This is a genomic window from Streptomyces sp. NPDC057900, assembly GCF_042887885.1.
Taxonomy (GTDB): domain Bacteria; phylum Actinomycetota; class Actinomycetes; order Streptomycetales; family Streptomycetaceae; genus Streptomyces.
In genome coordinates this window covers 213,659-239,749 of record NZ_JBHVOI010000004.1, presented here as the reverse complement: position 1 = coordinate 239,749, position 26,091 = coordinate 213,659, and the positions used below count along the sequence as shown (strand labels likewise).

Annotated in this window: 24 protein-coding genes; 11 read left to right on the top strand and 13 right to left on the bottom strand. The window is 71.1% G+C overall.

Annotation, left to right across the window (positions count from 1 at the left end):
- Positions 1 to 15: 15 nt before the first annotated feature.
- From ACFVQ0_RS18655 to galU, 4 genes are all read right to left on the bottom strand, one after another.
- Positions 16 to 534 (bottom strand): molybdenum cofactor biosynthesis protein B, encoded by a 519-nt coding sequence (locus tag ACFVQ0_RS18655; RefSeq protein WP_390089288.1) that lies wholly within the window; start codon positions 532 to 534, stop codon positions 16 to 18.
- Positions 531 to 1,031, bottom strand: coding sequence for a cyclic pyranopterin monophosphate synthase MoaC (gene moaC / locus ACFVQ0_RS18650; RefSeq protein WP_390089286.1), 501 nt, complete (start codon positions 1,029 to 1,031; stop codon positions 531 to 533). The genes ACFVQ0_RS18655 and moaC overlap by 4 nt, the downstream gene beginning before the upstream one ends.
- 122 nt (positions 1,032 to 1,153) lie before the next feature.
- Positions 1,154 to 2,464: a gephyrin-like molybdotransferase Glp gene (glp, locus tag ACFVQ0_RS18645; protein WP_390089284.1), complete on the bottom strand. Its 1,311-nt coding sequence runs from the start codon at positions 2,462 to 2,464 to the stop codon at positions 1,154 to 1,156.
- A gap of 4 nt (positions 2,465 to 2,468) precedes the next feature.
- Entirely contained in the window at positions 2,469 to 3,371 is a 903-nt protein-coding gene (gene galU, locus ACFVQ0_RS18640) for a UTP--glucose-1-phosphate uridylyltransferase GalU (RefSeq protein WP_390089282.1), read from the bottom strand.
- A 107-nt stretch (positions 3,372 to 3,478) separates the two neighbouring features.
- On the opposite strand from galU, the gene ACFVQ0_RS18635 reads away from it, so the two are divergent.
- Positions 3,479 to 4,063, top strand: a complete 585-nt coding sequence (locus ACFVQ0_RS18635; RefSeq protein ID WP_390089280.1) for a 5-formyltetrahydrofolate cyclo-ligase — start codon at positions 3,479 to 3,481, stop codon at positions 4,061 to 4,063.
- A gap of 22 nt (positions 4,064 to 4,085) precedes the next feature.
- Here the strand turns inward: ACFVQ0_RS18635 and ACFVQ0_RS18630 are convergent, their stop codons facing one another.
- On the bottom strand, positions 4,086 to 6,839 hold the full coding sequence (locus tag ACFVQ0_RS18630; RefSeq protein ID WP_390089278.1) for a penicillin acylase family protein: 2,754 nt from the start codon (positions 6,837 to 6,839) through the stop codon (positions 4,086 to 4,088).
- A 276-nt stretch (positions 6,840 to 7,115) separates the two neighbouring features.
- On the opposite strand from ACFVQ0_RS18630, the gene ACFVQ0_RS18625 reads away from it, so the two are divergent.
- From ACFVQ0_RS18625 to ACFVQ0_RS18605, 5 genes are all read left to right on the top strand, one after another.
- Positions 7,116 to 8,801 carry a potassium/proton antiporter gene (locus tag ACFVQ0_RS18625; protein ID WP_390089276.1) on the top strand — a complete coding sequence of 562 codons (1,686 nt, stop codon included), beginning with the start codon at positions 7,116 to 7,118 and terminating at the stop codon, positions 8,799 to 8,801.
- Between the two features lie 381 nt (positions 8,802 to 9,182).
- Positions 9,183 to 10,472: an MFS transporter gene (locus ACFVQ0_RS18620; protein WP_390089274.1), complete on the top strand. Its 1,290-nt coding sequence runs from the start codon at positions 9,183 to 9,185 to the stop codon at positions 10,470 to 10,472.
- A gap of 66 nt (positions 10,473 to 10,538) precedes the next feature.
- Positions 10,539 to 10,913 (top strand): FmdB family zinc ribbon protein, encoded by a 375-nt coding sequence (locus tag ACFVQ0_RS18615; RefSeq protein WP_390089272.1) that lies wholly within the window; start codon positions 10,539 to 10,541, stop codon positions 10,911 to 10,913.
- A gap of 87 nt (positions 10,914 to 11,000) precedes the next feature.
- Positions 11,001 to 11,834, top strand: a complete 834-nt coding sequence (locus tag ACFVQ0_RS18610) for an S-methyl-5'-thioadenosine phosphorylase (RefSeq protein WP_390089270.1) — start codon at positions 11,001 to 11,003, stop codon at positions 11,832 to 11,834.
- 165 nt (positions 11,835 to 11,999) lie between these two features.
- Entirely contained in the window at positions 12,000 to 12,590 is a 591-nt protein-coding gene (locus ACFVQ0_RS18605; protein WP_390089269.1) for a hypothetical protein, read from the top strand.
- Between the two features lie 57 nt (positions 12,591 to 12,647).
- On the opposite strand, the gene ACFVQ0_RS18600 is transcribed toward ACFVQ0_RS18605, so the two are convergent.
- The 6 genes from ACFVQ0_RS18600 to ACFVQ0_RS18575 form a co-directional block, all read right to left on the bottom strand.
- The gene (locus ACFVQ0_RS18600; protein ID WP_390089267.1) at positions 12,648 to 12,851 is read right to left on the bottom strand and encodes a hypothetical protein; all 204 of its coding nucleotides are present in this window, start codon (positions 12,849 to 12,851) and stop codon (positions 12,648 to 12,650) included.
- A gap of 91 nt (positions 12,852 to 12,942) precedes the next feature.
- Positions 12,943 to 13,323 (bottom strand): hypothetical protein, encoded by a 381-nt coding sequence (locus ACFVQ0_RS18595; protein ID WP_390089266.1) that lies wholly within the window; start codon positions 13,321 to 13,323, stop codon positions 12,943 to 12,945.
- Complete coding sequence (locus ACFVQ0_RS18590; RefSeq protein ID WP_390089264.1) at positions 13,320 to 14,045, bottom strand: ubiquinol-cytochrome c reductase iron-sulfur subunit; 726 nt, start codon at positions 14,043 to 14,045, stop codon at positions 13,320 to 13,322. The genes ACFVQ0_RS18595 and ACFVQ0_RS18590 overlap by 4 nt, the downstream gene beginning before the upstream one ends.
- Entirely contained in the window at positions 14,042 to 14,644 is a 603-nt protein-coding gene (locus ACFVQ0_RS18585) for a 4Fe-4S dicluster domain-containing protein (protein WP_390089262.1), read from the bottom strand. Before ACFVQ0_RS18585 ends, ACFVQ0_RS18590 begins: the two co-directional genes overlap by 4 nt.
- Positions 14,645 to 14,651: 7 nt before the next feature.
- A complete protein-coding gene (locus ACFVQ0_RS18580; protein ID WP_390089261.1) occupies positions 14,652 to 16,991 on the bottom strand; it encodes a molybdopterin oxidoreductase family protein in 2,340 nt (779 codons plus the stop codon).
- A complete protein-coding gene (locus ACFVQ0_RS18575; RefSeq protein WP_390089259.1) occupies positions 16,988 to 18,070 on the bottom strand; it encodes an MFS transporter in 1,083 nt (360 codons plus the stop codon). The genes ACFVQ0_RS18580 and ACFVQ0_RS18575 overlap by 4 nt, the downstream gene beginning before the upstream one ends.
- 221 nt (positions 18,071 to 18,291) lie before the next feature.
- Between ACFVQ0_RS18575 and ACFVQ0_RS18570 the strand changes: the two genes are divergently transcribed.
- Positions 18,292 to 19,329 (top strand): P1 family peptidase, encoded by a 1,038-nt coding sequence (locus tag ACFVQ0_RS18570; protein ID WP_390089257.1) that lies wholly within the window; start codon positions 18,292 to 18,294, stop codon positions 19,327 to 19,329.
- Between the two features lie 214 nt (positions 19,330 to 19,543).
- Entirely contained in the window at positions 19,544 to 20,314 is a 771-nt protein-coding gene (locus ACFVQ0_RS18565) for a DUF6227 family protein (RefSeq protein WP_390089255.1), read from the top strand.
- Between the two features lie 70 nt (positions 20,315 to 20,384).
- Here the strand turns inward: ACFVQ0_RS18565 and ACFVQ0_RS18560 are convergent, their stop codons facing one another.
- Positions 20,385 to 21,941 (bottom strand): MFS transporter, encoded by a 1,557-nt coding sequence (locus tag ACFVQ0_RS18560; protein ID WP_390089253.1) that lies wholly within the window; start codon positions 21,939 to 21,941, stop codon positions 20,385 to 20,387.
- A gap of 62 nt (positions 21,942 to 22,003) precedes the next feature.
- Between ACFVQ0_RS18560 and ACFVQ0_RS18555 the strand changes: the two genes are divergently transcribed.
- Entirely contained in the window at positions 22,004 to 22,978 is a 975-nt protein-coding gene (locus ACFVQ0_RS18555) for a helix-turn-helix transcriptional regulator (protein ID WP_390089251.1), read from the top strand.
- A 124-nt stretch (positions 22,979 to 23,102) separates the two neighbouring features.
- Here ACFVQ0_RS18555 and ACFVQ0_RS18550 read toward each other — a convergent pair whose 3' ends face one another.
- Entirely contained in the window at positions 23,103 to 24,101 is a 999-nt protein-coding gene (locus ACFVQ0_RS18550) for an RNA polymerase sigma factor RpoD/SigA (RefSeq protein ID WP_073737264.1), read from the bottom strand.
- Positions 24,102 to 24,248: 147 nt separating this feature from the next.
- On the opposite strand from ACFVQ0_RS18550, the gene ACFVQ0_RS18545 reads away from it, so the two are divergent.
- The gene (locus tag ACFVQ0_RS18545; RefSeq protein ID WP_390089249.1) at positions 24,249 to 24,809 is read left to right on the top strand and encodes a GNAT family N-acetyltransferase; all 561 of its coding nucleotides are present in this window, start codon (positions 24,249 to 24,251) and stop codon (positions 24,807 to 24,809) included.
- 119 nt (positions 24,810 to 24,928) lie between these two features.
- Positions 24,929 to 26,029 (top strand): questin oxidase family protein, encoded by a 1,101-nt coding sequence (locus ACFVQ0_RS18540; RefSeq protein WP_390089247.1) that lies wholly within the window; start codon positions 24,929 to 24,931, stop codon positions 26,027 to 26,029.
- The last annotated feature ends 62 nt before the right edge of the window (positions 26,030 to 26,091 follow it).

The window sequence follows — 26,091 nt, the reverse complement described above, 5'->3', positions numbered from 1 at the left end:
GCCAGGTCGGGACGTTCAGCTCGGGCTCCCGGGTCGGGGGTGATCGCCGCCGCGGAGCTGATCGACGGCGTGCACCAGGAGTCGGCCCAGGACGGCGAGCCCGTCGCGCACCCCGCCGGTGGAGCCGGGCAGATTGACGACGAGCGTGCGGCCCGCCACGCCCGCCAGCCCGCGCGAGAGCGCTGCCGTGGGGACCTTGTCCCGGCCCTCGGCACGGATCGCCTCCGGGATACCGGGGATCTCGTGGTCCAGGACGGCGCGGGTGACCTCGGGGGTGCGGTCGGTGGGCGAGATACCGGTGCCGCCGGTGGTGACGACGACGTCGTACGCGGCGGCCACCCCGTCACGCAGCGCCCGCTCGACCGGGTCGCCGTCCGGGACGACCCGCGGACCGTCGACGGTGAAGCCGAGCCCGGTCAGCGCCTCGGCGATCAGCGGGCCGCCCCTGTCCTCGTAGACCCCGGCGGCGGCGCGGTTGGACGCGGTCACCACGAGGGCGCGGTAGGGGCCCGTGGGCGTCCCGGGCGCGCTCACGCGTCCGCCCCGGCCCGCGCGGCGCGGCGGTAGTCGCCGGACTTGCCGCCCGACTTCGCCTCGACCCGGATGTCGGTGATGACCGCGGCCTTGTCGACCGCCTTGATCATGTCGACGACGGTGAGCGCGGCGACAGAGACCGCGGTCAGGGCCTCCATCTCCACGCCCGTGCGGTCCGTGGTCTTCACGGTCGCGAGGATCTCCACCGCGTCGTCGGCCACGCTCAGGTCGACCGTGACGCCGGAGACGGCCAGCGGGTGACAGAGGGGGATCAGCTCCGGGGTGCGCTTGGCCCCCATGATCCCGGCGATGCGCGCGGTGGCGAGGGCGTCGCCCTTGGGGACCCCTTCGCCCCGGAGCAGTTCGATGACACGCGACGAGACGAGGACCCGGCCGCTGGCACGGGCGACGCGCGCGGTGACGTCCTTCTCGGAGACGTCGACCATGCGGGCCGCGCCCGCCTCGTCGATGTGCGTCAGCCTGTTCTGCGTACTCAACTAACTCCGCCTAGCGGTAGGGCGCCGGTCACCCCGGGCCCGCACCGGGGTGCGGGCCCGGGGTCCGGGGGATGTCCCCCGGAAGGCACAGCGGCAGATACCGTACCGCCACCCGGCGCCGGTCAGCGGATCAGGATCACCTCGGTGTCGGTGCCGGGCTCGGCGGAGGTGACGTCCTCGGGCAGCACGATCAGCGCGTCCGCCTGGGCGAGAGCGGCGATCAGATGCGATCCGGAACCGCCCACGGGCGTGACGGTCCCCGCCTCCGCGTCGTACGTGCCGCGCAGGAACTGCCGCCTGCCGTCGGGCGAGGACAGCGCCTTGTCACAGACCAGGGTGGCCCTGGCGGTGGGGCGGTGGACGTCCGGCAGGCCCATCAGCGTCCGGATCGCGGGCCGTACGAAGAGCTCGAACGAGACGTAACTGGAGACCGGGTTGCCCGGCAGCGCCAGCAGCGGGGTGTGCTCAGGGCCGATGGAGCCGAAGCCCTGCGGCTTGCCGGGCTGCATGGCCAGCTTGCGGAAGTCGATGCCGCTGCCCGGCTCGTCCTCGTCGCCCACGGAGGACAGCGCCTCCTTGACCACGTCGTACGCGCCGACGCTGACGCCCCCCGTGGTGACGACGATGTCGGCGCGGATCAGCTGGTCCTCGATCGTGGCGCGCAGCGTCTCCGCGTCGTCGGTGACGGCGCCGACCCGGTAGGCGATCGCCCCGGCGTCGCGCGCGGCGGCCGTCAGCGCGAAGCTGTTCGAGTCGTAGATCTGGCCGCCGGTCAGTTCCTCGCCGGGCTGGACCAGTTCGCTGCCGGTCGAGATGACGACGACGCGCGGCCGGGGCCGCACCTTCACCGTCGAGCGGCCGATCGCCGCGAGCAGGCCGATCTGCGGGGGCCCGACCACCGAGCCGGCGCGCAGGGCCAGATCGCCCGGCCGGACATCGCTGCCCCGGTCCCTGACGTGGGCACGGGCCTCGACCGGGCGGTGCACCCTGACCTCACCGCGCGCACCCTCCGGGGCGTCGCTGTGGGAGCGCATCGACGTGGCGGGGCCCTCGCCCGTGCCGCCGTCGGTCCACTCGACCGGGATCACGGCCTCCGCGCCGGCCGGCAGCGGGGCGCCGGTCATGACGCGGGCGGCCTCCCCCGGGCCCACCCGCTGGTCGCCGAGGAGCCCGGCGTCGCCCGCCGCGACGTCACCGATGACGGTGAGCACCGCGGGGAACTCCTCCGTGGCGCCCTCCACGTCGGCGACGCGGACCGCGTAGCCGTCCATCGAGCTGTTGTCGAAGGGCGGCAGGGCGATCTCCACCACGACGTCCTCGACCAGGACGCAGCCCTGCGCGTCGGGCAGTTGCAGCTCGATGGGTTCGAGCGGCTTCACGGCGGCGAGGATGTCTTCCAGGTGCTCGTCCACCGACCAGATCGTGCTGCTCAAGGTCTTACATCTCCTCGGTGACGTAACTGCGGAGCCAGGTCCGGAACTCCGGGCCCAGGTCTTCACGTTCGCACGCGAGTCTGACAATGGCACGGAGGTAGTCGCTCCGGTCGCCGGTGTCATAGCGGCGGCCCTTGAAGACGACGCCGTGCACCGGGCCGCCGGTCTTCTCGTCCTCCGCCAGCAGTTGCAGGGCGTCGGTCAGCTGGATCTCGTCGCCGCGGCCCGGCTCGGTCCGGCGCAGTATCCCGAAGACGGCGGGGTCCAGGACATAGCGGCCGATGATGGCGAGGTTGCTGGGCGCGTCGGCCGGTTCCGGCTTCTCGACCAGGCCGGTGATCCGCATCACATCGCCCTCGGCGGTGGGCTCGACGGCCGCGCAGCCGTACTGGTGGATCAGCTCGGGCGGGACCTCCATGAGCGCGACGACGCTGCCGCCCTCGCGCTCCTGGATCTCCACCATGCGGGCCAGCAGCGGATCGCGCGGGTCGATCAGGTCGTCGCCGAGGAGCACCGCGAAGGGCTGGTCACCGACGTGCGGCGCCGCGCACAGCACCGCGTGGCCGAGGCCGCGCGGGTCGCCCTGGCGGACGTAGTGCATGGTGGCGAGGTCGCTCGACTCCTGGACCCTGCGCAGCCGTTCGGCGTCACCCTTGCGGGTGAGCGCGGACTCAAGTTCGTAGTTGCGGTCGAAGTGGTCCTCCAGGGGACGCTTGTTGCGACCGGTGATCATCAGTACGTCGGAGAGGCCCGCGGCCACCGCCTCCTCGACGACGTACTGGATGGCAGGCTTGTCGACGACAGGCAGCATCTCTTTGGGAGTGGCTTTGGTGGCCGGCAGGAAGCGGGTGCCGAGGCCCGCCGCCGGAATGACAGCCTTGCTGATCCTGGGGTTCGACTGAGTCATGCGCTGAACCTTAACGGGCGCACATGGGCGGAAGATGATCCTCCGGTTAACTTTGTACTCATATACGCCAGTACGAGAGGTCTCTGGGTGCCCCGTTGAACACCGACATGTCCGCAAAGGCACTGTTGCGGCGCGAACTGCTCGCCGCACGACGCCTCCTGACCGATGAGGACGTCGAACGGGCCGCCGCGGTTCTGGCCCGTCGCGCGCTCGCGCTCCCCGAGCTCTCCGGGGCCCGCACCGTCGCCGCGTACGTCTCCGTGGGCCGCGAACCGGGCACCCGCGCCCTGCTGGACACGCTGCGCGCGCGGGGCGTCCTGGTCCTGCTGCCGGTGCTCCTGCCGGACAACGACCTGGACTGGGCACCGTACGAGGGCGCCGGGTCCCTCGCGAAGGCCGGCCGCGGGCTGCTGGAGCCGGGCGGCGAGCGGCTCGGCCCCGACGCCGTACTGGACGCGGACGCGGTGCTGCTGCCGGGCCTCGCGGTGGACGGGCGCGGGATGCGGCTCGGCCGGGGCGGCGGCAGCTACGACCGGGTGCTGGCCCGGCTCTCCGCGGCCGGCGCGCACCCGGCGCTGATCGTCCTGCTGTACGACGACGAGGTGGCCGCGCGGGTCCCGGAGGAACCGCACGACCACCCCGTGGACGCGGTGGTGACACCGGCGGGATCGCGGCGCTTCAGCGGCGGCTGAGGCGCGGCGGACCCGCCCGCCCCTATGGCTTCAGGGTCAGCGTGTCCGTCGTCGAGCCGGCCACCGCGTTCGTCCCGTAGGACCAGTCGAGCAGCTCGCCGTTGACCCACTTGTCGGTCTGGTCTGTGTAGTGCGCGCTGAACGCGTGCCCGGAGGCGCCGGTGAGGTTGATCCAGCGGGACTTGTCCCAGTCCCCCACGTTGACGACCATCCGCATCGACGGAACCCAGACGACCTCGTAGCCGCCGGCCGCGTTCCAGCCGGTGGCGTCCACCGCGGCCTCGCCGCCGCCGAGGTTCCAGGGGCCCCGGTTGAGCACCCGCTGGAGCAGTCCGGGGCCCTCCGTACCGAGGGTCTGGTTCTTCAGGGTCAGCTGGTGCAGCCGGCCCCAGTTCCAGGTGGTGATGTCCTTGCCGAGCTTGGCCGTCAGCTCCCAGCGCGCGTCCTTCATGGCGCGGGCGAAGAGCTCCTCGCGGTTGCCGGTCGCCTTGTCCTTGCGGTTCGCCGGCGTCTTCCACCAGTCGCTGTCCGGCTTGTCCATGAGGTTCTCGACGACCTGGTACCAGCGGTCACCGCCGTCCGGCTGGGCCGAATCAGGGGCGCGCTGGCCGCATTCGCGTACCAGCCTGTCCTGCTCGTCGACCGGGCCCGAGCTCTTGGCCGGCGGCACGTTCAGGCACTCGCCCTCGACCCGCAGCTCCTTGGGCAGCTTGTCGCCGAAGGCCAGCTTGAGGATGTTGCGCCAGACCGCGTTGAAGTACGCGGCCGCCGCCGAGTCGGACTCCTGGGTGTAGTCCCAGCCCTCCAGCAGCTTCTGCGCCTCCCGGACGTCCTTGTCCGAGATGTTGATCTTCATCAGCTCGGGCACCAGCAGCGTGGCGATCTCGCTGGTGTTGTCCATCTGCATCTTCTGCATGTCGTCGGTCGAGATCTTCCCGCCGCCCTTGATCTTCGACTCGATGAGGTCGTTGATCCGCTGGCTGCGGGTGCCGTAGCCCCAGTCCTTGGTGAGCATGTACGGGTACTTGGCCTCGTCGACGACCGCCTGGTTGGCGGTGACGATGTACCCGCGCTTCGGGTCGTACTCGTACGGCAGCTCGTCGAACGGGATCGGGTCCTTCTTCCAGCCGTAGGCGGAGGACCAGCCGGGGCTGGGCATCGTGCCGTCGCCGGACTTGCGGACCGGGATCTTGCCGGGGGCCTGGTAGCCGATGTGGCCCTTGGTGTCGGCGTAGATGAGGTTCTGCGAGGGGACCTCGAAGTGCTCGGCCGCCGCGCGGAACGAGGTGAAGTCCTTGGCACGGTTCAGCTCGAAGACCGCGTCCATGGACTTGCCGGGCTCCAGCGCGGTCCACCTCAGCGCCACCCCGTAGCCGTCCGCACGGTCCGGGGCCGCGTTGGTCACGGGCGCTTTCTGGCCGACCTTCTCCAGCTCGCCGCTGCGGTCGGAGACCAGCGGGCCGTTGTTGGTCTCACGGACGGTGATGTGCCGGTCCTTGCCGCCGGCGACCTTGATGGTCTCCTCGCGGGTGACGAAGGGCTTCACCTTGCCGTCGTACAGGTAGCCGTCCGCCGAGACCTTCTCAAGGAAGAGGTCGGTGACGTCCGCGCCCAGGTTGGTGAAGCCCCAGGCGACGTCCTGGTTGTGGCCGATGATCACGCCCGGCATGCCGGAGAACGTGTAGCCGGCGGTGTCGTACTTGCAGGTGGCGGAGACGCTGCGGCAGTGCAGCCCCATCTGGTACCAGAGCGAGGGCAGCTGCGGCGCCAGGTGCGGGTCGTTGGCGAGCAGCGGCTTGTTCGTCGTCGTGTACTTGCCCGAGACCACCCAGGAGTTCGAGCCGATACCGGTGCCGTTCGGGCCCAGCAGCGAGGGGATCTCGTCGAGGGTGTCGGAGAGCGCGCCGAGCTGGGTGGTGAGACCCTGCGTGGCACCCTGCGCGGTCGAGGAGCCGAGCCCGTCGGACGACGGCATCGCCTGCGGGTCGTACTTCCCGGAGAGCGTGGAGATCCCGCCCTCGGAGACGATCGGCTTGTGCTTGTCGTACGGGTAGGGCGGGTACAGGTCCTCGATCTGCTTCGCGTCGAGCCTGCTGGTCATCAGTGAACGGTCGATCTCGTCCTGCATGTTGCCGCGCAGGTCCCAGGCCATGGCCTTCAGCCAGGCGACGGAGTCGACCGGGGTCCACTTCACCGGCTTGTAGTCGTTGGTGAGGCCCAGCGCCGCGTACTCGACGGAGATGTCCTTGCCGTCGCGGCCCTTGAGGTAGGCGTTCACGCCGTCCGCGTACGACTGGAGGTTCTTCTTGGTCTCCGCGGACAGGACGTGGTCGTACTCCTCCTGGGCGACCTTGCGCCAGCCCAGGGTGCGCAGGAAGGAGTCCGTCTCGACCTGGCCGGACCCGAACATCTCGGAGAGCCGGCCGGCCGTCATGTGACGGCGGACGTCCATCTCCCAGAAGCGGTCCTGCGCCTGGACGAATCCCTGGGCGCGGAACAGGTCGGAGTCGGAGTCCGCGTAGATCTGCGGAATCCCGTAGCTGTCGCGCTTGACCTCGACGTTGCTGTCGAGTCCGGCGAGCTGGGCGGTCCCGTTCGTCTGCGGGTACGAGGCCCGCACGGTCGATACGGACCAGTACGTGCCGTATCCGATACCCGCGACAAGCGCCAGCACCAGGACGATCACGATCAGGCGGGCGCGTCGCCCCTTCTTCTTGCGCGACCCGCCACCGGCGGAACCGGTGGAGCCGGAAGAGGCGGTTGTGTTGGCGGGCATCGCTGTCCTTCGAGGGGCAGGGTGGTCCTGGGAGTGCAGGAGCAACCATAGGCGCAGCGCCGGAGCCCCTCTGACGCGGTATCGGGATGGTTCGAATTGCGTAGCGATCGCACGAGTACTCGAACGCATCAAGAAAACGTTAAAGATTAGGTAAGGTAACGAAGTACCGGCCGCCGGAACACGATCCGGCAGGCGCTCGCAGGGAAGGACCGGCCACTGACTGTCCACACGCTCAACGAGCTCCTGCTCGTCTGCTCACTTGTCCTGCTCGTCGCGGTGGCGGCGGTCCGGATCTCGTCGCGCAGCGGGCTCCCGAGCCTGCTCCTGTACCTCGGCATCGGGGTCGTCATGGGGCAGGACGGGCTCTTCGACGTCAAGTTCGACAACGCGGAACTGACGCAGGTCATCGGGTACGCGGCCCTGGTCGTGATCCTCGCCGAGGGCGGCCTCGGCACGAAGTGGAAAGAGGTCAGGCCGGCGTTGCCCGCGGCCGCGATGCTCTCCACCGTCGGCGTCGCGGTGAGCGTGGGCGTGACCGCCGCCGGGGCGCACTACCTGGTCGGCCTGGAGTGGCGGCAGGCGCTGATCATCGGCGCGGTCGTCTCCTCCACGGACGCCGCCGCGGTCTTCTCGGTCCTGCGCAAGGTGCCGCTGCCCTCCCGGATCACCGGCGTCCTGGAGGCCGAATCCGGCTTCAACGACGCCCCCGTGGTGATCCTGGTGGTGGCCTTCTCGGCCGTCGGTCCGGTGGACCACTGGTACGTACTGGTCGGCGAGATAGCGCTGGAGCTGGCGATCGGCGCGGCGATCGGCATCGCGGTCGGCTGGCTGGGCTCGTTCGGGTTGCGGCACGTGGCGCTGCCGGCCTCCGGCCTCTACCCGATCGCCGTGATGGCGATCGCGGTGACCGCGTACGCGGCGGGCGCCATGGCCCACGGCAGTGGCTTCCTCGCCGTCTACCTCGCGGCGATGATCCTCGGCAACGCCAAGCTGCCGCACTGGCCCGCCACCCGCGGTTTCGCGGACGGGCTCGGCTGGCTGGCCCAGATCGGCATGTTCGTCCTGCTCGGCCTGCTGGTCACCCCGCACGATCTGCTCGACGACTTCTGGCCCGCCGTCGTCGTGGGCCTGGTGCTCACCGTGGTGGCCCGGCCGCTGGAGGTCTTCCTCTCGCTGGCCCCGTTCCGATTGCCGTGGCAGGAGAAGGCCCTGATGTCCTGGGCCGGGCTGCGCGGCGCCGTGCCCATCATCCTGGCGACCATTCCGATGGTGTCCGGAATCGAGGGCTCCACCCGGGTCTTCAACATCGTCTTCGTACTCGTCATCGTCTACACCCTCATCCAGGGTCCGACGCTGCCCTGGCTCGCGAAGGCCCTCAAGATCGCGGAGGACCCGTCGGAGACCGCCGACCTGGGCATCGAGTCGGCGCCCCTGGAGCGGCTGCGCGGGCATCTGCTGTCGGTGGCCATCCCCGCCAAGTCGAAGATGCACGGCGTCGAGGTCGGCGAACTGCGACTGCCCTCGGGGGCCGCGGTCACCCTCGTCGTACGGGACGAGAAGAGCTTCGTACCGACCCCGCCGACGGTCCTGCGCCGCGGCGACGAGCTGCTGGTGGTCACGACCGACCCGGTGCGCGACGCGACAGAGGCGCGGCTGCGCGCGGTCGGCGAGGGCGGCAAGCTGGCCGGCTGGCTGGGTACCGAGGGGAGCCCCGGCACGGAGCAGCCCTTCACCGGGCCGCATGTCTCGAACGCGCTCAAGGCGGTGAAGAAGCTGGGCCGGACGCCGGACGAGACGAGGGCGCACGAGACACCGCCCCGGGAGATGAAGACCCGCGAGACGAAGGCACGTGAAGCGAAGGCACGTGAAGCGAAGACGCGGGAGGTGAAGGCGCGGGAGGTGGAGGGCCCGGACACCAAGGGGCATGACACCAAGGGCCATGACGCGAAGGCCCACCAGTGAGAGGTATCCGCGTTCGCAGGTCACGGAGGGTGATTGGCGCACATTCGCAGGTGCACAGGGAAACCTGCCTGTACGATGAAGGGAATCTGCCCGTCGGCCGTACGCGTACGGCCATGACGCGCGATCGAAGAACGACCGGTATCCGAACGATCGATACCCATACCCATCTCCAACGACCTTGATCGACCAACTCTGCCTGACGCAGAGCTGGCGCGACCGTATGGCGGTCGTGGCGTCCTCCGCCTTTGCTGCGAGCGCCCGGCATCTACCGCAGTTCCGCGCGAAGAGGACAGCTCTCGGCAGCCCCTGACCGGGCCCGCACCCAGGTGCGGGACCGGAACCGCAGGAGCACGGCCACCAGGCGGCAGAAAGGCATGGACCGTGGTGTCCACGGTCTCCGACCGCCCCGGATACGGGCAGTTGCTGCGCACTCCGGGTGCGTGGACCTTCCTCCTGCCGGGCTTCGCCGCGCGGCAGCCCTTCGCCATGCTGACCATCGGCATCGTCCTGCTGGTCCAGCACACCACCGGCTCCTACGGCAGCGCGGGCGCCGTCGCCGCCGTGAGCGGCGTCTCCATGGCGCTGTTCGCGCCGCAGACCGGCAAGCTCGCGGACCGCTTCGGACAGCGGGCCGTACTGCTGCCCGGCGTCCTGGTGCACGGAGCTTCCGTGGGCGCGCTGACGGCGCTCGCGCTGGCGGACGCGCCGATCTGGGCGCTGTTCCTGGCGGCTGTGCCGACGGGTGCCTCGATTCCGCAGATCGGCCCCATGGTGCGCGCCCGCTGGGCGGCCGTGCTCGGGGCGGCGCCCGGCCGTGAGGCCTCGCCGCTGATGTCCACCGCCGCCGCCTTCGAGTCGGTGACGGACGAGTTCACCTTCGTCATCGGCCCCGTCATCGCCACCGCGCTGTGCACCGGGGTGCATCCGGCGGCGGGACTCATCGCCGAAGCCGCGCTGACGCTGATCGGCGGACTGTTCTTCGCCGCGCAGCGCGCCACCCAGCCGTCCGTGCGCGAGGCCGGGCCGGCCGGTTCCGGCTCCCCGCGGCACGCCTCCGCCCTCTCCGTGCCCGGCGTGCGCGTGCTCGCGATCGCCTTCCTCGGAATCGGCGCGGTCTTCGGCGGCATGCAGGTCTCGCTGACCGCCTTCGCGGAGGAGATCGGCAGGCCCGGCTCGAACGGGGTGCTGTACGGAATCTTCGCGGCCGGCAACATGCTGGCCGGGATCGCCTGCGGTGCCATCGCCTGGAAGAGCGGGCCGAGGCGCCGGCTGATCGCCGGGTACGCGGCGCTGACCCTGACCGCGTCAGGCCTGTGGGCGGTGCACTCCGTGCCCCTGCTGGCCGCGCTCGGGCTGCTGGTCGGTCTCTGCATCGCCCCGGCCCTGATCAGCGGCTACACACTGGTCGAGGCGCTGGTGCCCGCTTCCGCCCGGACCGAGGCGTTCACCTGGCTGACGGGTGCGGTCGCGCTCGGGCAGGCGGCGGCCGTGACGGTCGCCGGGCAGCTCGCGGACGCCCATGGCGCGAGCACCGGATTCCTGGTGCCGCTGGTGGGCACGGTACTGGCGCTGGTGACGCTGCTGACGCTGCGTTCCAGGCTCGTACCGAGCCCTTCGGAGCGGACCGTGGCACGTGGTATCGGTCACCGCGGGCCGGTCACAGTGGACTGATCCAGCGGAATACGTCACTATGAAGCGTCGTTAGCACTCATCGAGTCAGAGTGCCAGGAGGAACAAGTGCCGACCTATCAGTACCAGTGCACCGAGTGTGGCGAGGGCCTCGAAGCGGTGCAGAAGTTCACCGATGACGCCCTCACGGTGTGCCCGAGCTGCGAAGGACGCCTGAAGAAGGTGTTCTCGGCGGTCGGCATTGTCTTCAAGGGTTCCGGCTTCTACCGGAACGACAGCCGCGGCTCCTCTTCGAGCAGCACGCCCGCACCGGCCGCCGCGAAGACCTCCGGTTCCGGATCGTCGTCCTCGACGGGGTCGGACAGCAAGTCCTCGGCCTCCTCGTCCTCGTCGACGTCCTCCGCTTCGAGCTCTTCGTCGTCCTCGTCGTCGAGTTCTTCGAGCTCTTCCTCGGGCTCTTCGAGCGGTTCGTCGGCCACCTGAGCCGGCGCCCCACCTGTTTCACCCGTGACCCCGCTGATCCAATTCGGCGGGGTCATTGGCGTTTACGGCCCCCGATAGTGTGACGGCATGGCAAACGCAGAGATCGGTGTGATCGGCGGCTCGGGCCTGTACTCCTTCCTGGAGGACGTCACCGAGGTCCACGTGGACACCCCTTACGGACAGCCGAGCGACTCGGTCTTCCTCGGCGAGATCGGCGGCCGCCGGGTCGCCTTCCTCCCCCGGCACGGCCGCGGCCATCATGTGCCGCCGCACCGCATCAACTACCGCGCCAATCTGTGGGCGCTGCGCTCGGTCGGAGTGCGCCAGGTGCTCGGCCCCTGCGCGGTCGGCGGGCTCCGGCCGGATTACGGGCCGGGGACGCTGCTCGTGCCGGACCAGTTGGTGGACCGTACGAAGACCCGCGTCCAGACCTTCTACGACGGGGAGACCCGGGCGGACGGCGTGGTGCCGAACGTGGTGCACCTGGGCTTCGCCGACCCCTACTGCCCCAAGGGGCGCAAGGCGGCGCTGGCGGCGGCACGGGGCAGGGACTGGGAGGCGGTGGACGGCGGCACGCTGGTGGTCGTCGAGGGACCGCGCTTCTCGACCCGGGCGGAATCGCGCTGGCACGCGGCGATGGGCTGGTCGGTGGTCGGCATGACCGGACACCCGGAGGCCGTGCTCGCCCGTGAGCTGGGGCTCTGCTACACGACGATGACGCTGGTGACCGACCTGGACGCGGGCGCGGAGACCGGCGAGGGCGTCTCCCACGCCGAAGTGCTCAGGGTCTTCGCGTCCAACGTCGACCGGCTGCGCTCGGTCCTCTTCGACGCGGTGGCCGAGCTGCCCTCGGAGGCGGACCGCGACTGCCCGTGCGCGCACGCGCTGGAGGGCATCGACACGGGGATCGAGCTGCCGTAGGGCGGCAGACCGGGTGCGTTTCTCGGGTGGGTGGGGGAGTTATCCACATTCGCTGAGCTGTCCACAGGGCTCAGCGGGAATCTCGTGAGTGCCGGATCGTGAGGTCTGTTCATCGGGGCCGCCCGGCTCCGGATCCGCGACTCCCTCACCCAGGCGGTGTTCGTCATGCGTTCGCGTTCGCCCAGCTCAGTCGACTCACTCGGCCCATCCGTATCGCCTCGGCCCGTCCCCGCCCCGGCGCCCTGCGGGGTGCCCGCGTTCCCACCGCTGCGGGTGCGCGGTGGCGGCGGGCACCGGATGTGGCGGGCCGCGTGGCGCCGGCGGCGGGCGATGGCCGCAGGGCTGGCGCTGACCGCTGCCGTGCTGGCCGTCTCGGGGTTCGGCGGGGGCGGGAGCCGGGGCGGCGACGGCGGTACGGGGGCCGAGGCGGCCGGTGCCGCGGCGAGCACGGCAGGGGCGGCGCGGGAGCGGGCATCGCCGCCGGTCCGGCTGGTCTCAGCGCCGGTACGGATCGCGGACGCGGAGACCGTACGGCTGCTGCGGCCCGGAGACCGCGTCGATGTGATCGCTTCCGCGGGGTCCGGGACCGATGCCCGGGTGCTGGCGAGGAGCGCGCGGGTGGCCCAGGTGCCGCAGACGTCTGCCGGGAGCCCGACGGAGAGCGGGGCACTGGTCGTGCTGTCCGTACCGCGAGCGACGGCCGCGACACTGGCGGGCGCGGGAGCCTCAGCCGGACTGGCGGTGATTCTGTGTTGACTCGACCTGGCGGATCAACACGTCACCTGGCACCAGGGAGCAACCGGCTCAGATGTGTCAGATGTGATGGGGCGGCTTGTCGTCGAGGAAGCGGGCCAGGTCCGCGGCGCTGTCGCCCGACGGGGACCGCTCACCCCAGCCCCGGTCCGTGTCGTCCGAGGACTGCTGGTCAAGCGGATCGTCGAAAACCAGCTTCGGCTTCGGCCGGTCCGGCGGGCCCGGCTTCGAATCGCGCGGTCCGGGGGCGGGGGCGGTACTCATGCCTCCAGGGTACGGCCGCCCTCCGGGGTACGGCCGCCCTCCGGGGTACGGCCGACGTCCGGAATCGCCGCCCTCCGGAGCGTGCCCTCGCTCAGCGGTCCTTCGGGTCCAGCGCCCAGAGGCCGAGCACCACCAGGAACGACAGGCACAGGAATCCGGCTCCCCACCAGGCGGTGCCGGAGTTGCCCTCCATCCATTCGTCGACGATCACGGTCAGCCCCCAGAGCTGCCCGATGACCACGGTCATGGCGAGGGTCAGCCGGGCCGTGAGCTTCGAGGAGCGTTCCGGCTCCTGGTCGGTGCCGGCCCCCGGTCCCGGTCCGGTACGGCGGACGCGGGGGTCGCCGTAGCCGCTGGTGGGCCGGATCTGGGGATAGCGCTCGTGGACGGGCCGGTTGAGTTCGGGCCGGGCGCTGCCCGGGTGGTACTCGGGGTAGTGCGGGCCGGGCTCCGGCTGCTGGGCGTCGCTCATGTCCGCCTGCCGGAGGTCTCGGAGTCAGCGGCCCCGGTGGCATCGGCGGACGCGGTGGCCCCGGTGGCGTCGGCGCCCGCGTCCGGAGCCTCCGCGCCCCGCTTGGCTCCGGGGCAGCCGATCCGGGAGGCGAGGTCCGGGCGGTCCTCGCCCAGCTGGCGGCAGAGCCCGTGCTCGGCGCTCTCACCGGAGTACGCGGTACCCACCGCCCAGACGCTGCCGTCGGCCTGCTCGGTGAGCACCACCTTGGGCAGACCGCGAGGCGGCGGTCCTGCGGTGACCTCGCCGGTACGGGCGTCGAAGACACCTTCGTGGCAGGGGCAGTACAGCTCGCCCTCGGAGCCCCGGTCCTTCCTCCAGAGCACGGCGCAGGCGAGGTGGGTGCAGATCGCGGAGTAGCCGACGAGCGTCCCGTCATTGAGCCGGACGGCCACCGCGCGGTCCTCCTCGTCCGGGTAGTGGAAGACGACGGACTCCCCGGGCAGCAGTTGGGCACTGACCTTCTTCGGCTGGGGAGCCTTGGCGTCGTCGGGGTCGCCGTGGCGCGGGAGGATGCCGGCGGCGACACCGAGGCCGCCGACGGCGAGTCCACCGGAGACGGTGGCGACGATCCGCAGGTAGTCGCGCCTGGTGGTGAGGGAGTCCGCGGCGATCCGGTCGTGCAGGGCCTCGCGCGGGTCCCCGGCGGGCGGCGGGGAGGGCGGCTGGTCGGTGACGCTCATCGGCGGACGTCCTTCCCGTTGATCTCCACGACGGGCAGGCCGCCGGGCACCGGCCACTGGACCCGGTCGGCGGGGACGACCATGGCCACGCCGGTCCGGACCTCGCTCTCACCGAAGACGAAGGTGTCGGCGACCTTGACGCCGGGGCGCTCGGCCTGGAGCTCCTCGACGGTTCCGTAGAAGAGCGCGCCCGTCGGGCAGACGGTGGCGCACATGGGGGCGAGACCGTAGGCGGTGCGGTCGTAGCAGAGGTTGCACTTCATCTGCAGCTTCGCCTGGAGGTCGATCTTCGGGACACCGAAGGGGCAGGCGTTGACGCAGTTGGCGCAGCCGATGCAGCGGGTGGTGTCGGCCTGCTGCACCACCCCGTCGGCCGTCACCAGGATCGCGTCGGCGGGACACACCTCGGCGCAGGGCGCGACGGGGTCCTCACAGTGCATACAGACCGTGGGAAGGGAGGCGACGGACTGGCCCTCGTCGGTGTAGTCCAGGTGGATCATCGACTTGCCCCGGTGCGAGTCGCACTCGCGGCAGGCGGAGACACAGGCCTGGCAGCCGATGCAGCGCCCCGGGTCGATAAAGATCGTTCTGCCCATCATGCGGGCATCAGCTCCTCTCCGAGGTGCCGCGGCCCTGCGGCGCGGTGGGCGGCAGCGGGTCGGTGCGGGAGACCTGGGTCTCCGGGTAGGCGACATGGCCCGGCGCGACCGGGGGCGCGGGGACCACGTCGATGGCTTCCGCGTGCTCGATGCGGCAGGCGCAGACCTTGTACTCCGGGATCTTGGAGCGGGGGTCGAGGGCGTCGATGGTCAGCGCGTTGGCGGCGGTGGGGACGGGCCAGTGGTACGGGATGAAGACGGTGTCGGGGCGGATCGCCTCGGTGACCAGGGCGGGGAAGACCTCGCTGCCGCGCCGGGTGACGACGCGGACCGGTTCGCCGTTGCGGAAGCCGTGGGAGGGGTGGATCTCCGCCCAGGGGCGCGGGGTCTGTTCGACGAGGGCGCCCAGCCGACGGGTCTGGTTGCCGGAGAGGAAGTGCGCGACGGTGCGTCCGGTGGTGAGGGACATCGGGTGCTCGTCGTCGTACGGGTCCATCGGCGGGTGCCACTCGACGACCTGCATGTGGATCTTGCCGTCGGGGTGGTAGGTCCTGCCGTCCTCGAAGAGGCGGGGGGTGCCGGGGTGGTCGGTGGAGGGGCAGGGCCAGGCGATGCCGCCCGTCTCCTCCAGCCGTTCGTAGGTGATGCCGTAGTAGTCGTTGACGGTGCCGGCGGAGGCGATCCGCAGTTCGTCGAAGACCTCGCGGGAGTCGGTGAAGGCGAATTTGTCACCCGCGCCGAGGCGTTTGGCCAGTTCGCACATCACCCAGGTGTCGGTCCGTACGCCGGGGGGCGGGTCCTGGGCCTTGTTGTGCTTGACCACCCGGGCCTCGGCGTTGGCCATCACCCCTTCGTCCTCGGCCCAGGTAGTGACGGGGAAGACGACATGCGCGTTGGCAGCGGTCTCGGAAAGGAAGAAGTCGAATTGAGCGTGGAACTCTGTCGCGTCGTACCCCTCCTTGACCACCTTGTAGTTGGGGAGGGAGACGAAAGGGTTGTTGCAGATGCCGATCAGCCCGCGGATCTCGCGGCGCTGCATCTGCCAGACCATTTCCATCATCGAGGTTCCGGCGGGCGGGAGTTCGGACTCCTCGATGCCCCAGATCTCGCAGATCTGCCGGCGGTGCTCCTCGTTCGTGATGGAGCGGCCGCCCGGCAGCAGGTCGGACTTCTGGCCGTGTTCGCGGCCCCCTTGCCCGTTGCCCTGGCCGGTGATGGTGCCGTAGCCGGCGCCGGGTCTGCCGATGTGCCCGGTGGCGGCGCAGAGGTTGATCACGGTGAGGCAGTTCTCGACGCCCTGCGAGTGGTGCTCGATACCGCGCGCGTGCCAGGCCATGGCCTTGGGCGCGCGGGCGAAGGTGCGGGCGACCTGGACGATCTGTTCTGCGGGGACCCCGCAGATCGCGGCGGACCTGGCCGGCGGGTACTCGGCGGCCTTGGCCTTCACCTCCTCCCAGCCGGTGGCGTGTGCGGCGAGATAGTTCTCGTCGGTGAGCCCTTCCTCGATGACCACGTTCAGCACGGCGTTGAAGAACGCCGAGTCGGTGCCGGGTTTGAGGGCGACGTGGATGTCGGCGGTCCGGGCGATGGCCGTCTCGCGCGGGTCGATGACGATCAGGCTGGCCCCTCGGTCCCGGGCGCCCCAGACGTACTGGGTCATCACGGGGAAGCACTCACCGACGTTGGAGCCCGCGATCAGCAGGCAGTCGGTGAGCAGGATGTCGGAGAAGGGGTTGCCCGCCCGGTCGATGCCGAAGGCGAGCTTGTTGGCGCCGGCGGCGCTGACCATGCAGAGCCGGCCGTTGTAGTCGACGTGCCGGGACTTGAGGGCGACCCGAGCGAATTTGCCGACCAGATAGGTCTTCTCGGAGAACAGGCTGGCCCCGCCGAGCAGCCCGAAGGCGTCGTTCCCGTGGGTCTGCTGGATGCGCTTGATCTCGGCGACGGTGAAGTCGAGGGCCTCGTCCCAGGAGACCTCGCGGAAGTCCTCGTCGCGGGAGCGGCGCATGAGCGGGGCGGTGAGCCGGTCGGGGTGGTTGACCTGCTGGTAGGCGTTGATGCCCTTGGGGCACAGCCGCATCCGGTTGATGTCGTGGTTGCGGGGCTCGACGCCGAAGACCTTGCCGGCCCGGTCGACGCGCAGATACATCCCGCACTGGACACCGCAGAAGCAGCAGTGGGTGGGGACGAGCGTCTCGCCGTTCTGGTCGGCGTGCCACTGGTCGGCGGGGATGCCGCCCGCGTCCCGGAAGGCGCGGGTGCCAGGCGGCGCGAGGGAGGGGTCGAGGGGCACGATGGCCAGAGGGTCGGCCGGTCGGGGGTCGACCGGTCGGGGGTCCGCGGTCATTTGAAGCCCTTCTTCACCTGGGAGAGATAGGCACTGCCGCGCAGCACCCGCTTGCAGCGCGGGCAGTACTCGGCCCACGCGTCGAAGTCGAGGCTGAGGTCGCGCATGGTGCCGCGGAGGTTCTCGACGTACGGGGCGGTGTCGATGGGCTCCTCGCAGCGGCGGCAGCTGAAGACCTGCTGGTCCTGCCGGCCGGTGTACTTGAAGAGCTGCATGCCGACGGCGGCGGGCCGCTGGACGATGTGGAAGAACTTCCCGAACGGGATGTAGATGAGGGTGAAGACCACCGAAACCATGTGGAGGATCGCCAGGAACTCGTATCCGCCGCCGTGCAGGAAGATCGAGGAGAAGGTGAGCAGCAGCCCGGTGACGGCGATGACGATGAGCGCGATCAGCGGCACCAGGTCGTAGGCGAACCGCTGGCCCGTGATGGCGCCCCGGTCCTTCATCCGGCGCCACAGGAAGTAGGAGGCGCCCGGAATGACGAGGACGGCGGCGATGTCCAGGCCGTGGAACATCAGCCAGCCGAGGATGTTCAGGGAGTCGAACCCGATGATCTTGAATCCCCAGATACGCATCTCGTAGCCGGGCCCGGAGCCGCTGCCGGAGGTGAAGGTGAACCAGCCCCAGGTCAGCGGGAAGGTGATCAGGGAGGCGAGGACGCAGCCCCAGAAGATCAGCTGGTGGGCGGCCCAGCGGGCGTGGGAGCGGGCGCCGAGGAACTTCTGGAAGCCGAGGTAGGTGGCGATCATCTTCGGCAGGGCGGTGGGGGCCTTGCGGAAGTTGGCCACCGAGAAGAGACTCCCCCAGCCCTTCTTGAACAGCCGCCGGGCCCCGGGCGCGGAGACCCAGACCGTGTAGCGGTAGGCCACGCCGAAGGCGAGGAAGACGGTGGCCACGGCGTAGGGCAGGAGGGCCGAGTCGAAGTTCTCCAGCAGCCTGCTGCCCAGCACGATCGCGATGACGAGCAGGAGGGAGACGATGACGCCGGCCGCGGTAGCGCGGGAGGTGGCGGACCGGGTGCCCGTGGGCGCGAGGCGGGCGGGCCTGTCGGCAGAGGGCTCTGGTGGCTCGGTCACCCCGCCACCGTAGGGACATAAGGGGGCGTTAGTCCTGTTTTGCGGCGCTACGGGGTGAGCGCGTCGCCGTGGGACGACGCCCGGATGCCTGGGCGCCCTCCGCTCTCCCGCCCTCGCGGGTAGGTTCACCCCGTACCGCACGCCGACCCGCACCGCTCACCACGATGACGTCCCCGCCACGATGACGGCCCCGCCACGATCACGACCCAGAGGAGCACCGGATGGACGCGCTGACCGACGTTGCCGGGATCCGGGTGGGGCACGCCTCGCTCGCGGGCCGGGGGGCGCTCAGCGGCACCACCGTGGTCCTCGCCCCCGAGGGCGGTGCGGTCGCCGCCGTCGATGTGCGCGGCGGCGGCCCCGGTACCCGGGAGACGGACGCGCTCGACCCGCGCAACCTGGTGCAGCGCATCGACGCCGTGGTGCTGACCGGGGGCAGCGCGTACGGGCTCGACGCGGCGTCCGGGGTGATGGCCTGGCTGGAGGAGCAGGGGCGCGGCGTGCGGGTCGGGGCCGATCCGGCGCAGGTCGTTCCGGTGGTCCCGGCGGCGTGCGTCTTCGACCTGGGCCGGGGCGGTGACTGGCGGGCCCGCCCGGACGCGTCGACCGGCCGGGCCGCCGTGGAGGACGCCGCGCGCACGGAGCCGGGGGCGGCGGTGGCCGAGGGGTGCGTCGGCGCGGGCACGGGCGCGGTCGCCGGGCAGCTGAAGGGCGGGGTGGGGACGGCGAGCGTCCTGCTGCCGTCCGGCATCACGGTGGGCGCGCTGGTCGTGGTGAACGCGGCGGGGTCTGTCCTCGATCCCCGTACCGGGGTGCTGTACGGGGAGTACGGGGCCGCAGAACCGGCTGTCGCCCCCGCGCCGGACGTCCACCGCACGGCGCAACAGCGCCTGGCACAGGCGCGCGACGAGAACGCGCGCCCCCCGCTCAACACCACGCTCGCCGTCGTCGCGACGGACGCCGATCTCAGCCGGGCGCAGGCACAGAAGCTCGCGGGCACCGCGCACGACGGGCTGGCGCGCGCGATCCGGCCCGTGCATCTGCTGACCGACGGGGACACCGTCTTCGCGCTGGCCACCGGCGGGCGGACGCTGGACCCGGCGAACCCGATCGCGCTGAACGACCTGCTCGCGGCGGGTGCGGAGACCGTGACCCGCGCCATCGTGAAGGCGGTGCGGGCGGCCACGGGCGTCAACGGCCGCGAGGGCGGCAGCACATATCCCTCGTACAGCGATCTCTACGGCGGGCGACCGCAGTAGCAGTCGGAACAACGGCGACAACCGCGGCCGCGACGCCCGGCGGACGGCAGCGGCCCCGCAGCCGACTCACCCTCCGCTCAAGGAAGTTAGGGCAAAACGCCGGGAACCTTCTGCGTGCGTCGTACGTTTTGCTGAACCCCGGTCACGATGTCAGACCCAGGGACTACGTTAAGCACGCATCGGGTAACACGCGGCGACGGCCTGGAGAAGCACCTTGAGCGATCCGTACGAGACAACCGAGCAGCACCTCGAACGACTCCTGCGTCGGGCTCTCAACTCGTTCGACCTGCCCGACATTACGGTCGAGCGGCTCGGCTCGGCCCTCGCCCACAGCAGTTCCCTGCACTCCTCGCACCACAGCTCGACGCTGCACCGCGAGACGTACCGGCATACGTATCTGCTGTCCGACGGCAGCCCGTTAACGCTCTGGGAGCTGGTGCACTGCGGTCAGCGGGACCCGGAGGGCCCCCGCTGCGGCTCGCAGCCAGGCGACCGGCAGCACGAGCTGTACGACGACGAGGCCGATGCGCACATCGCCGCGGCCCGCCTCGCCGGCGGCTTCCGCGACGCCCCGGTCTTCGGGGACGAGGGGCCGCAGGGCGACCTGGAGATCCTCACGGCCCTGATGGCGGCGCCCCCGGCCCCGCTCCCCCGGATGTACGCCCCGGACAACTCCGCGGACCACGCCCGCCGCGTGCTGCGCCGCGCGGAGAACAGGGACGTCCCCGGCGAGGAGACCGCCCAGCTGCTGCGGGCCGCCTTCGCCCACCACATCACGCAGATCTTCGGCCGCCAGTGCCAGGTGGACGGGCGGGACGCGGGCTTCACCCTGTACGAGCACGCCTTCCTGCTCCTGGACGGCAGCGAGACGAGCCTCTGGGAGGTCGAGCACACGGCGACGCCGGACGGCCGCCACATGTGCGAGGTGTACGCCGACGAGGAGACGGCGCGCGGCGCGATGGAGAGCCGTACGCGCATCTGCTGAGCCCTCCCGGAACGCGAGCGGTGCCCGCACCCTCGGGGGGTACGGGCACCGCTCACGTCCTGCGTCCGGCTCAGTGCGTGAGCACGGGCTCGTCGGCAGGTTCGGAAGGTCCGGCGGGGAAGGCGGCCCCGGCCGCCTCTTCGCCGCCCTCCACGTGCTGCTTCGGCCGGGCCGGCAGCGCGAACATCAGCAGGAAGATGGCCGCGAGCACACCGGCCACCCACCACAGCGAGTGCTCGAAGGCGTCAGCGAACGCCGGGCCCAGCTGCGCGGGCGTGAGCCGGTCGCCGATGGCCCCGAAGAAGATCACCGAGACGAGCGCGAGCCCCAGCGCGTTGCCCATCTGCTGCACGGTGTTGAAGAGCCCGGAGGCGGAGCCGGAGTGCTCCTTGGGCACCTCGGACAGCACCGCGTCGGCCAGCGGGGCGACGATCAGGCCCATCCCGAGCCCCATCACCACCAGCGGCAACGCCATCTGCCAGGACGTGATCCCCATGCCGTAGCGGTCGGACTCCCAGATGTAGAGCAGCAGACCCGCCACCATCAGCAGCGCACCCGCCTGGAGGACCTTGCGCCCGAAGCGCGGCACAAGCTTCTGTACGGAGATCCCGGCGGCGACCGAGACGGCGACCGAGAACGGGATACCGGTCGTACCGGCCCGCAGCGCGCTCCAGCCGAGCCCCTCCTGCATGTAGAGCGTCCAGACCAGGAAGAAGATGCCGAGACCGACACCGAAGGTCAGCTGCACGGCGATACCGGCGGCGAAGCTCTTGACCCGGAACAGCGACAGCTCGACCAGCGGCGAACCGTCCCGGCGCGCCTTCCGCCGCTCGAAGAGCACGAGCACCAGGAAGACCACGAGGCTGCCGGCCATCGACAGGTAGCCCCAGAGCGGCCAGTCCAGCTCCTCGCCACGGGTCAGCGGGTAGATCAGCATGAGCATCCCCACCGTCACCAGGACCACGCCGATCAGGTCCAGGCGCAGCGCCTTGGGGGCCTTGGACTCGGTGATGAACCTGCGGCCCAGGATCAGCCCCGCGATGCCGACCGGCAGGTTGATCAGGAAGATCGGGCGCCATTCGAGACCGGCGATGTTCCACTCGGTGAGCAGCGCGCCCAGCAGCGGCCCGGACACGGCGCCGAGGCCGACGATCGCGCCGAAGAGGCCGAAGACCTTGCCGCGCTCGTGCGCCGGGAAGGTGGCGTGCACGATCGACAGCACCTGCGGGACCATCAGCGCGGCCGTGCCGCCCTGGAGGATGCGGGAGGCGACCAGCATCTCCGGGTTGGCGGCGAAGCCGCACAGCGCGGAGGCCACGGTGAAGCCGCCGATCCCGATGAGGAACAGCCGCTTGCGGCCGTAGATGTCACCGAGCCGGCCGCCGGTGATCAGCCCGGCGGCGAACGCCAGGGCGTATCCGGCGGTGATCCACTGGATCGAACCGAACGAGGCGCCGGTGTCCCGCTGGATGCTCGGGATGGCGATGTTGACGATCGTGACGTCGACCAGGTCCATGAAGGCCGCGGTCATCACGATGGCCAGCGCGAACCACCGGCGGCGGTCCGAGGCGTCCGGGGACATCGCGGCGGCGGCCGTCCCGGACGGCTGGGGTGCGGAAGAAGTCATATGAAGAAGTTAAAGGCCCATTAGGTCAGCTCGTGACCCAATGGGTGGGCATCCTGGGTGACATGACCGACACCCCGGCACGACTGCTGAATCTGCTGTCACTGCTCCAGACGCCGCGCGAGTGGCCGGGCAGTGAACTCGCGGACCGTCTCGACGTCAGCCCGCGCACCATCCGGCGGGACATCGACCGCCTCCGTGATCTGGGCTATCCGGTGGAGGCCTCGCGCGGTGCGATCGGCGGCTACCGGCTGGTGGCGGGCACGGCCATGCCGCCGCTGCTGCTGGACGACGAGGAGGCGGTGGCCATCGCGGTGGGGCTGCGGGCCGGGGCCGGTCACGCCATCGAGGGCGTCGACGAGGCCTCCGTCCGGGCGCTGGCCAAGCTGGAGCAGGTGCTGCCCTCGCGGCTGCGCCACCGGGTCTCCGTCCTCCAGAACGCGACGGTGCCGCTGACCCGCGGGGACGGGGCGACGATCGACCCGCAGACGCTGACCGTGATGGCCTCCGCCGTCACCGGGCGGGAGCGGCTGCGGTTCGCCTACCGGGCGGGGGACGGCGCCGAGACGCGGCGGCAGGTTGAGCCGTACCGCCTGGTGAGCACCGGGTGGCGCTGGTATCTGGTCGCGTACGACCTGGAGCGGGAGGCCTGGCGCACCTTCCGGGTCGACCGGGTGAGCGATCCGTATCCGACGGGGTCCCGCTTCACGCCCCGGGAGCTGCCGGCGGGCGACGCGGCGGAGTTCCTGAGCAGCTCCATGGCGCGCATCAAGCCGGAGCTGGCGATCGATGTGGGGTTCGCGGCCCCGGCGGAGTTCGTCGCCTCGCGGCTGCCCGCCTCGATCGGCCCGCCGGAGGCGACCGGTGAGCACAGCTGCCGGCTGCGCGCGACGCTGTCGGACTCGCTGGAGTGGGTCGCGGTGCGGCTGGCGCTGGTCGACTGCGAATTCACCGTGCACGGGCCACCGCAGCTGCTGGCGTATCTGAACGACCTGGGCGGCAGACTCACCCGCGCGGCAGGACAGTCGGCCGGACAGTAGGCCGTGCAGGCAGGATGAGCCCGGAAAAGGGATGAGCCCCGGCGCCAGGGGGGGGTGGGCGCCGGGACTCAGCTCAGGGGGGCCGTTATGAAGTGGCCCAATTCGGAGGTTACTGGACTTGGGCTCACGCCGCAGCGTCAAAGCCCGTGTCGTGAGCCATTCGCTTCAGTTCGAGCAGCGCGTGCTTCTCGATCTGGCGGATTCGCTCCCGGGTCAGCCCGTGCTGCTTGCCCACTTCGGTCAGCGTCCGCTCACGGCCGTCCTCGATCCCGTACCGCATCCGGATGATGGAGGCGGTGCGGTTGTCGAGCCTGCCGATCAGCTCCTCCAGCTCCTCGCTGCGCAGCAGGGTCATCACCGACTGCTCGGGGGACACCGCCGAGGTGTCCTCCAGGAGGTCTCCGAACTGCGTGTCGCCGTCGTCGTCCACGGACATGTTCAGGCTGACCGGGTCACGGGCCCAGTCGAGCACGTCACCTACGCGGGATGTCGTGGAATCCAGCTCGGCGGCGATCTCCGCGTGCTCCGGATCGCGCCCGTGCTCGCGGTTGAACTCGCGCTGCACCCGGCGGATCCGACCGAGCTCCTCCACCAGGTGTACGGGGAGCCGGATGGTGCGTGACTGGTCGGCTATCGAGCGGGTGATGGCCTGCCTGATCCACCACGTGGCGTACGTGGAGAACTTGAAACCCTTGGCGTAGTCGAACTTCTCGACCGCGCGCACCAGGCCCGCGTTGCCCTCCTGGATCAGGTCGAGCAGCGGAAGCCCGGCCCGCGGATAGCGGCGGGCCACGGCGACCACGAGTCGGAGGTTGGACCGGATGAATACGTCCTTGGCGCGCTCGCCGTCGGCGACCAGCGCCTCCAGCTCCTCGCGCGAGGCCCCGCCGGCATCGCTCTCCACCACGCCGTCCAGGATCCGCTGCGCGAAGACGCCCGCCTCGACGGTCTGCGACAGCTCGACCTCCTTGGCGGCATCGAGCAGCGGCGTGCGCGCTATCTCGTCCAGATACATGCCGACCAGGTCGCGATCGGCGATCTCCCCGCCCACGGCGCGAACACTGCTTGCCCGGTTGGTCCCGCCGGTGGAGGACGAACGTCGGGCGACGGCACGGGTTGCCATGCGTGCTCCTTGCTGAGTAGGTCGCGACACCCTTTCGGGTGCCCAGCTTCCGATGGAAACAACGACTGGAATCCGGACAGAATTCCCATGCCTGGCATTCATTTTCGCGATCATGCAGTACCCTGTCGCGCCACCAAGGGAGGGCACATGACACAGATAGGCACGGAGGCGCAGGTCAGGCCTGGTATCGAGGACGATCTGGAGGCCCTCACCGAGATCTACAACCATTACGTCCGTGAGACCGCCCTCACATTCGACACGGCTCCCTTCACTCCGGACCGGCGTCTGCCCTGGTTGCGCTCCCACCCTGTAGACGGCCCGCACCGGCTCCTGGTTGCTCAGGATGTCCGTATTGTCGACGCGCCGGGTGCCGATGGCCCGGCTCCCCGGATCCTGGGGTACGCCACCAGCAGCGCGTTCCGCCCCAAGGCGGCGTACTCCACCTCCGTAGAGGTGAGCGTGTACTGCGCGCCCGGCGCCGCCGGGCGCGGCATCGGCACCCTCCTCTACACGGCGCTCTTCGAGGCGCTGGCAGGCGAGGACCTGCACCGGGCGTACGCCGGTATCACCCAGCCGAACGAGGCCTCGGTCCGGCTGCACGACCGCTTCGGCTTCCGGCACCTCGGCACGTACGCGGAGGTCGGCCGGAAGTTCGGCCGGTACTGGGACGTCGCCTGGTACGAGAAACACCTGGGCCCCGCGTCCTAGTCCCGCCCGAGTACCTCCCTAGGACCGGAGCGGGGGGCCGCCCTAGGACCGGCGCCGGGGGTCTCCCTAGGTCCGCAGCCCGTTACGGAGAGCGGTCGCCGTGCCTAGCGTGATGCGGCATGGACGACACGACGCGCAACTCACCCGACACCTCCGGCACGCTCGACGAGGCGCTGGAACGGCTTCACTCCTTCGGCCCCGAGCGGAACGGCTGGCTGAGCAACCACGCTCCGATGGCGGTCGAGGCGCTGGTGCACCACGGCCAGGCGCCCGGCGTGCACCGCTGGCTGGACCACTACCGGGCGAAGCTGGAGGAGATGCCGGACCGGTTCACCGAGGTGACCCCGGACAACTGGCGCGAGGCCCTGGGCGACCCCCGCCGCATCGCCGACTGGACGGCGTACTTCGAGCGGGAGACCGCGGACCGGCCCTGGCGCGAGGTCCTCGCCGAGTGGTGGCCCCGGCTGCTCCCCGGCATCGCGGCCGGCGCCACGCACCCGGTGATCCGGGTCGGCCACTGCGTACGCACCCTGCTGGCCTCCGGCGAGAACGCGCCCCGCATCGCGGAGCTCGCCCACGGCCTCGGCTACTGGGCGGCCCGCCACCAGCCGCTGCCGCCGCTGACCCCGCGCTCCCCCGCGACCGGCGCGGCGGCCGCACTGGACGCCGTGGAGCGGGTGCCGGACCAGAGCGGCGGCATCCGGGAACGGCTGGGACAGCTCACCGGATTCCCGGTATGGCCACCCCGGCCGGTGACCGGCGCCGAGCACGCGCTGACCGTGACCGACGCCGACTCCGCCCGCCCCCGGCCCGCGACGGACCCGGATCTCGCCCGTGCCCGGCTGGAGGAGCTGGTGCGGGCCGCGACCCACCGGTACGCGGCCTACGCGCACGGCTCGCCGGTCATGCTGGTGCACGCCGCGACGGCGCCCAACGCCGTACTGCGGACGCTGCCCGCGCTCCCCCGGGAGCTGTGGGCGCCGAGCCTGGACGCGGCGTGGGCGGCCAGCGCGGCGGTCACCGCCGCGTACGCCCCGGCGCGGGCCGCCGACTACCCGGCCGCGCCCGAGGGGCTGAGCCCCGAGGAGGTCTTCGCACGGGCCGCCGCACACGGCGACGACCACACCATCAAGTTCACCGACACCGCGCTGGACGTCGGCGGCCCGGCCGCGCTGGCGGCCGCGCTCCGCTCGATCGAGCTGAACCCTCCGGTGCTCTGAGCCCGGCCGGCGGTCCAGCCGGCGGTCCGGCCGGCGGTCCAGCCGACGGTCCAGCCGACGGG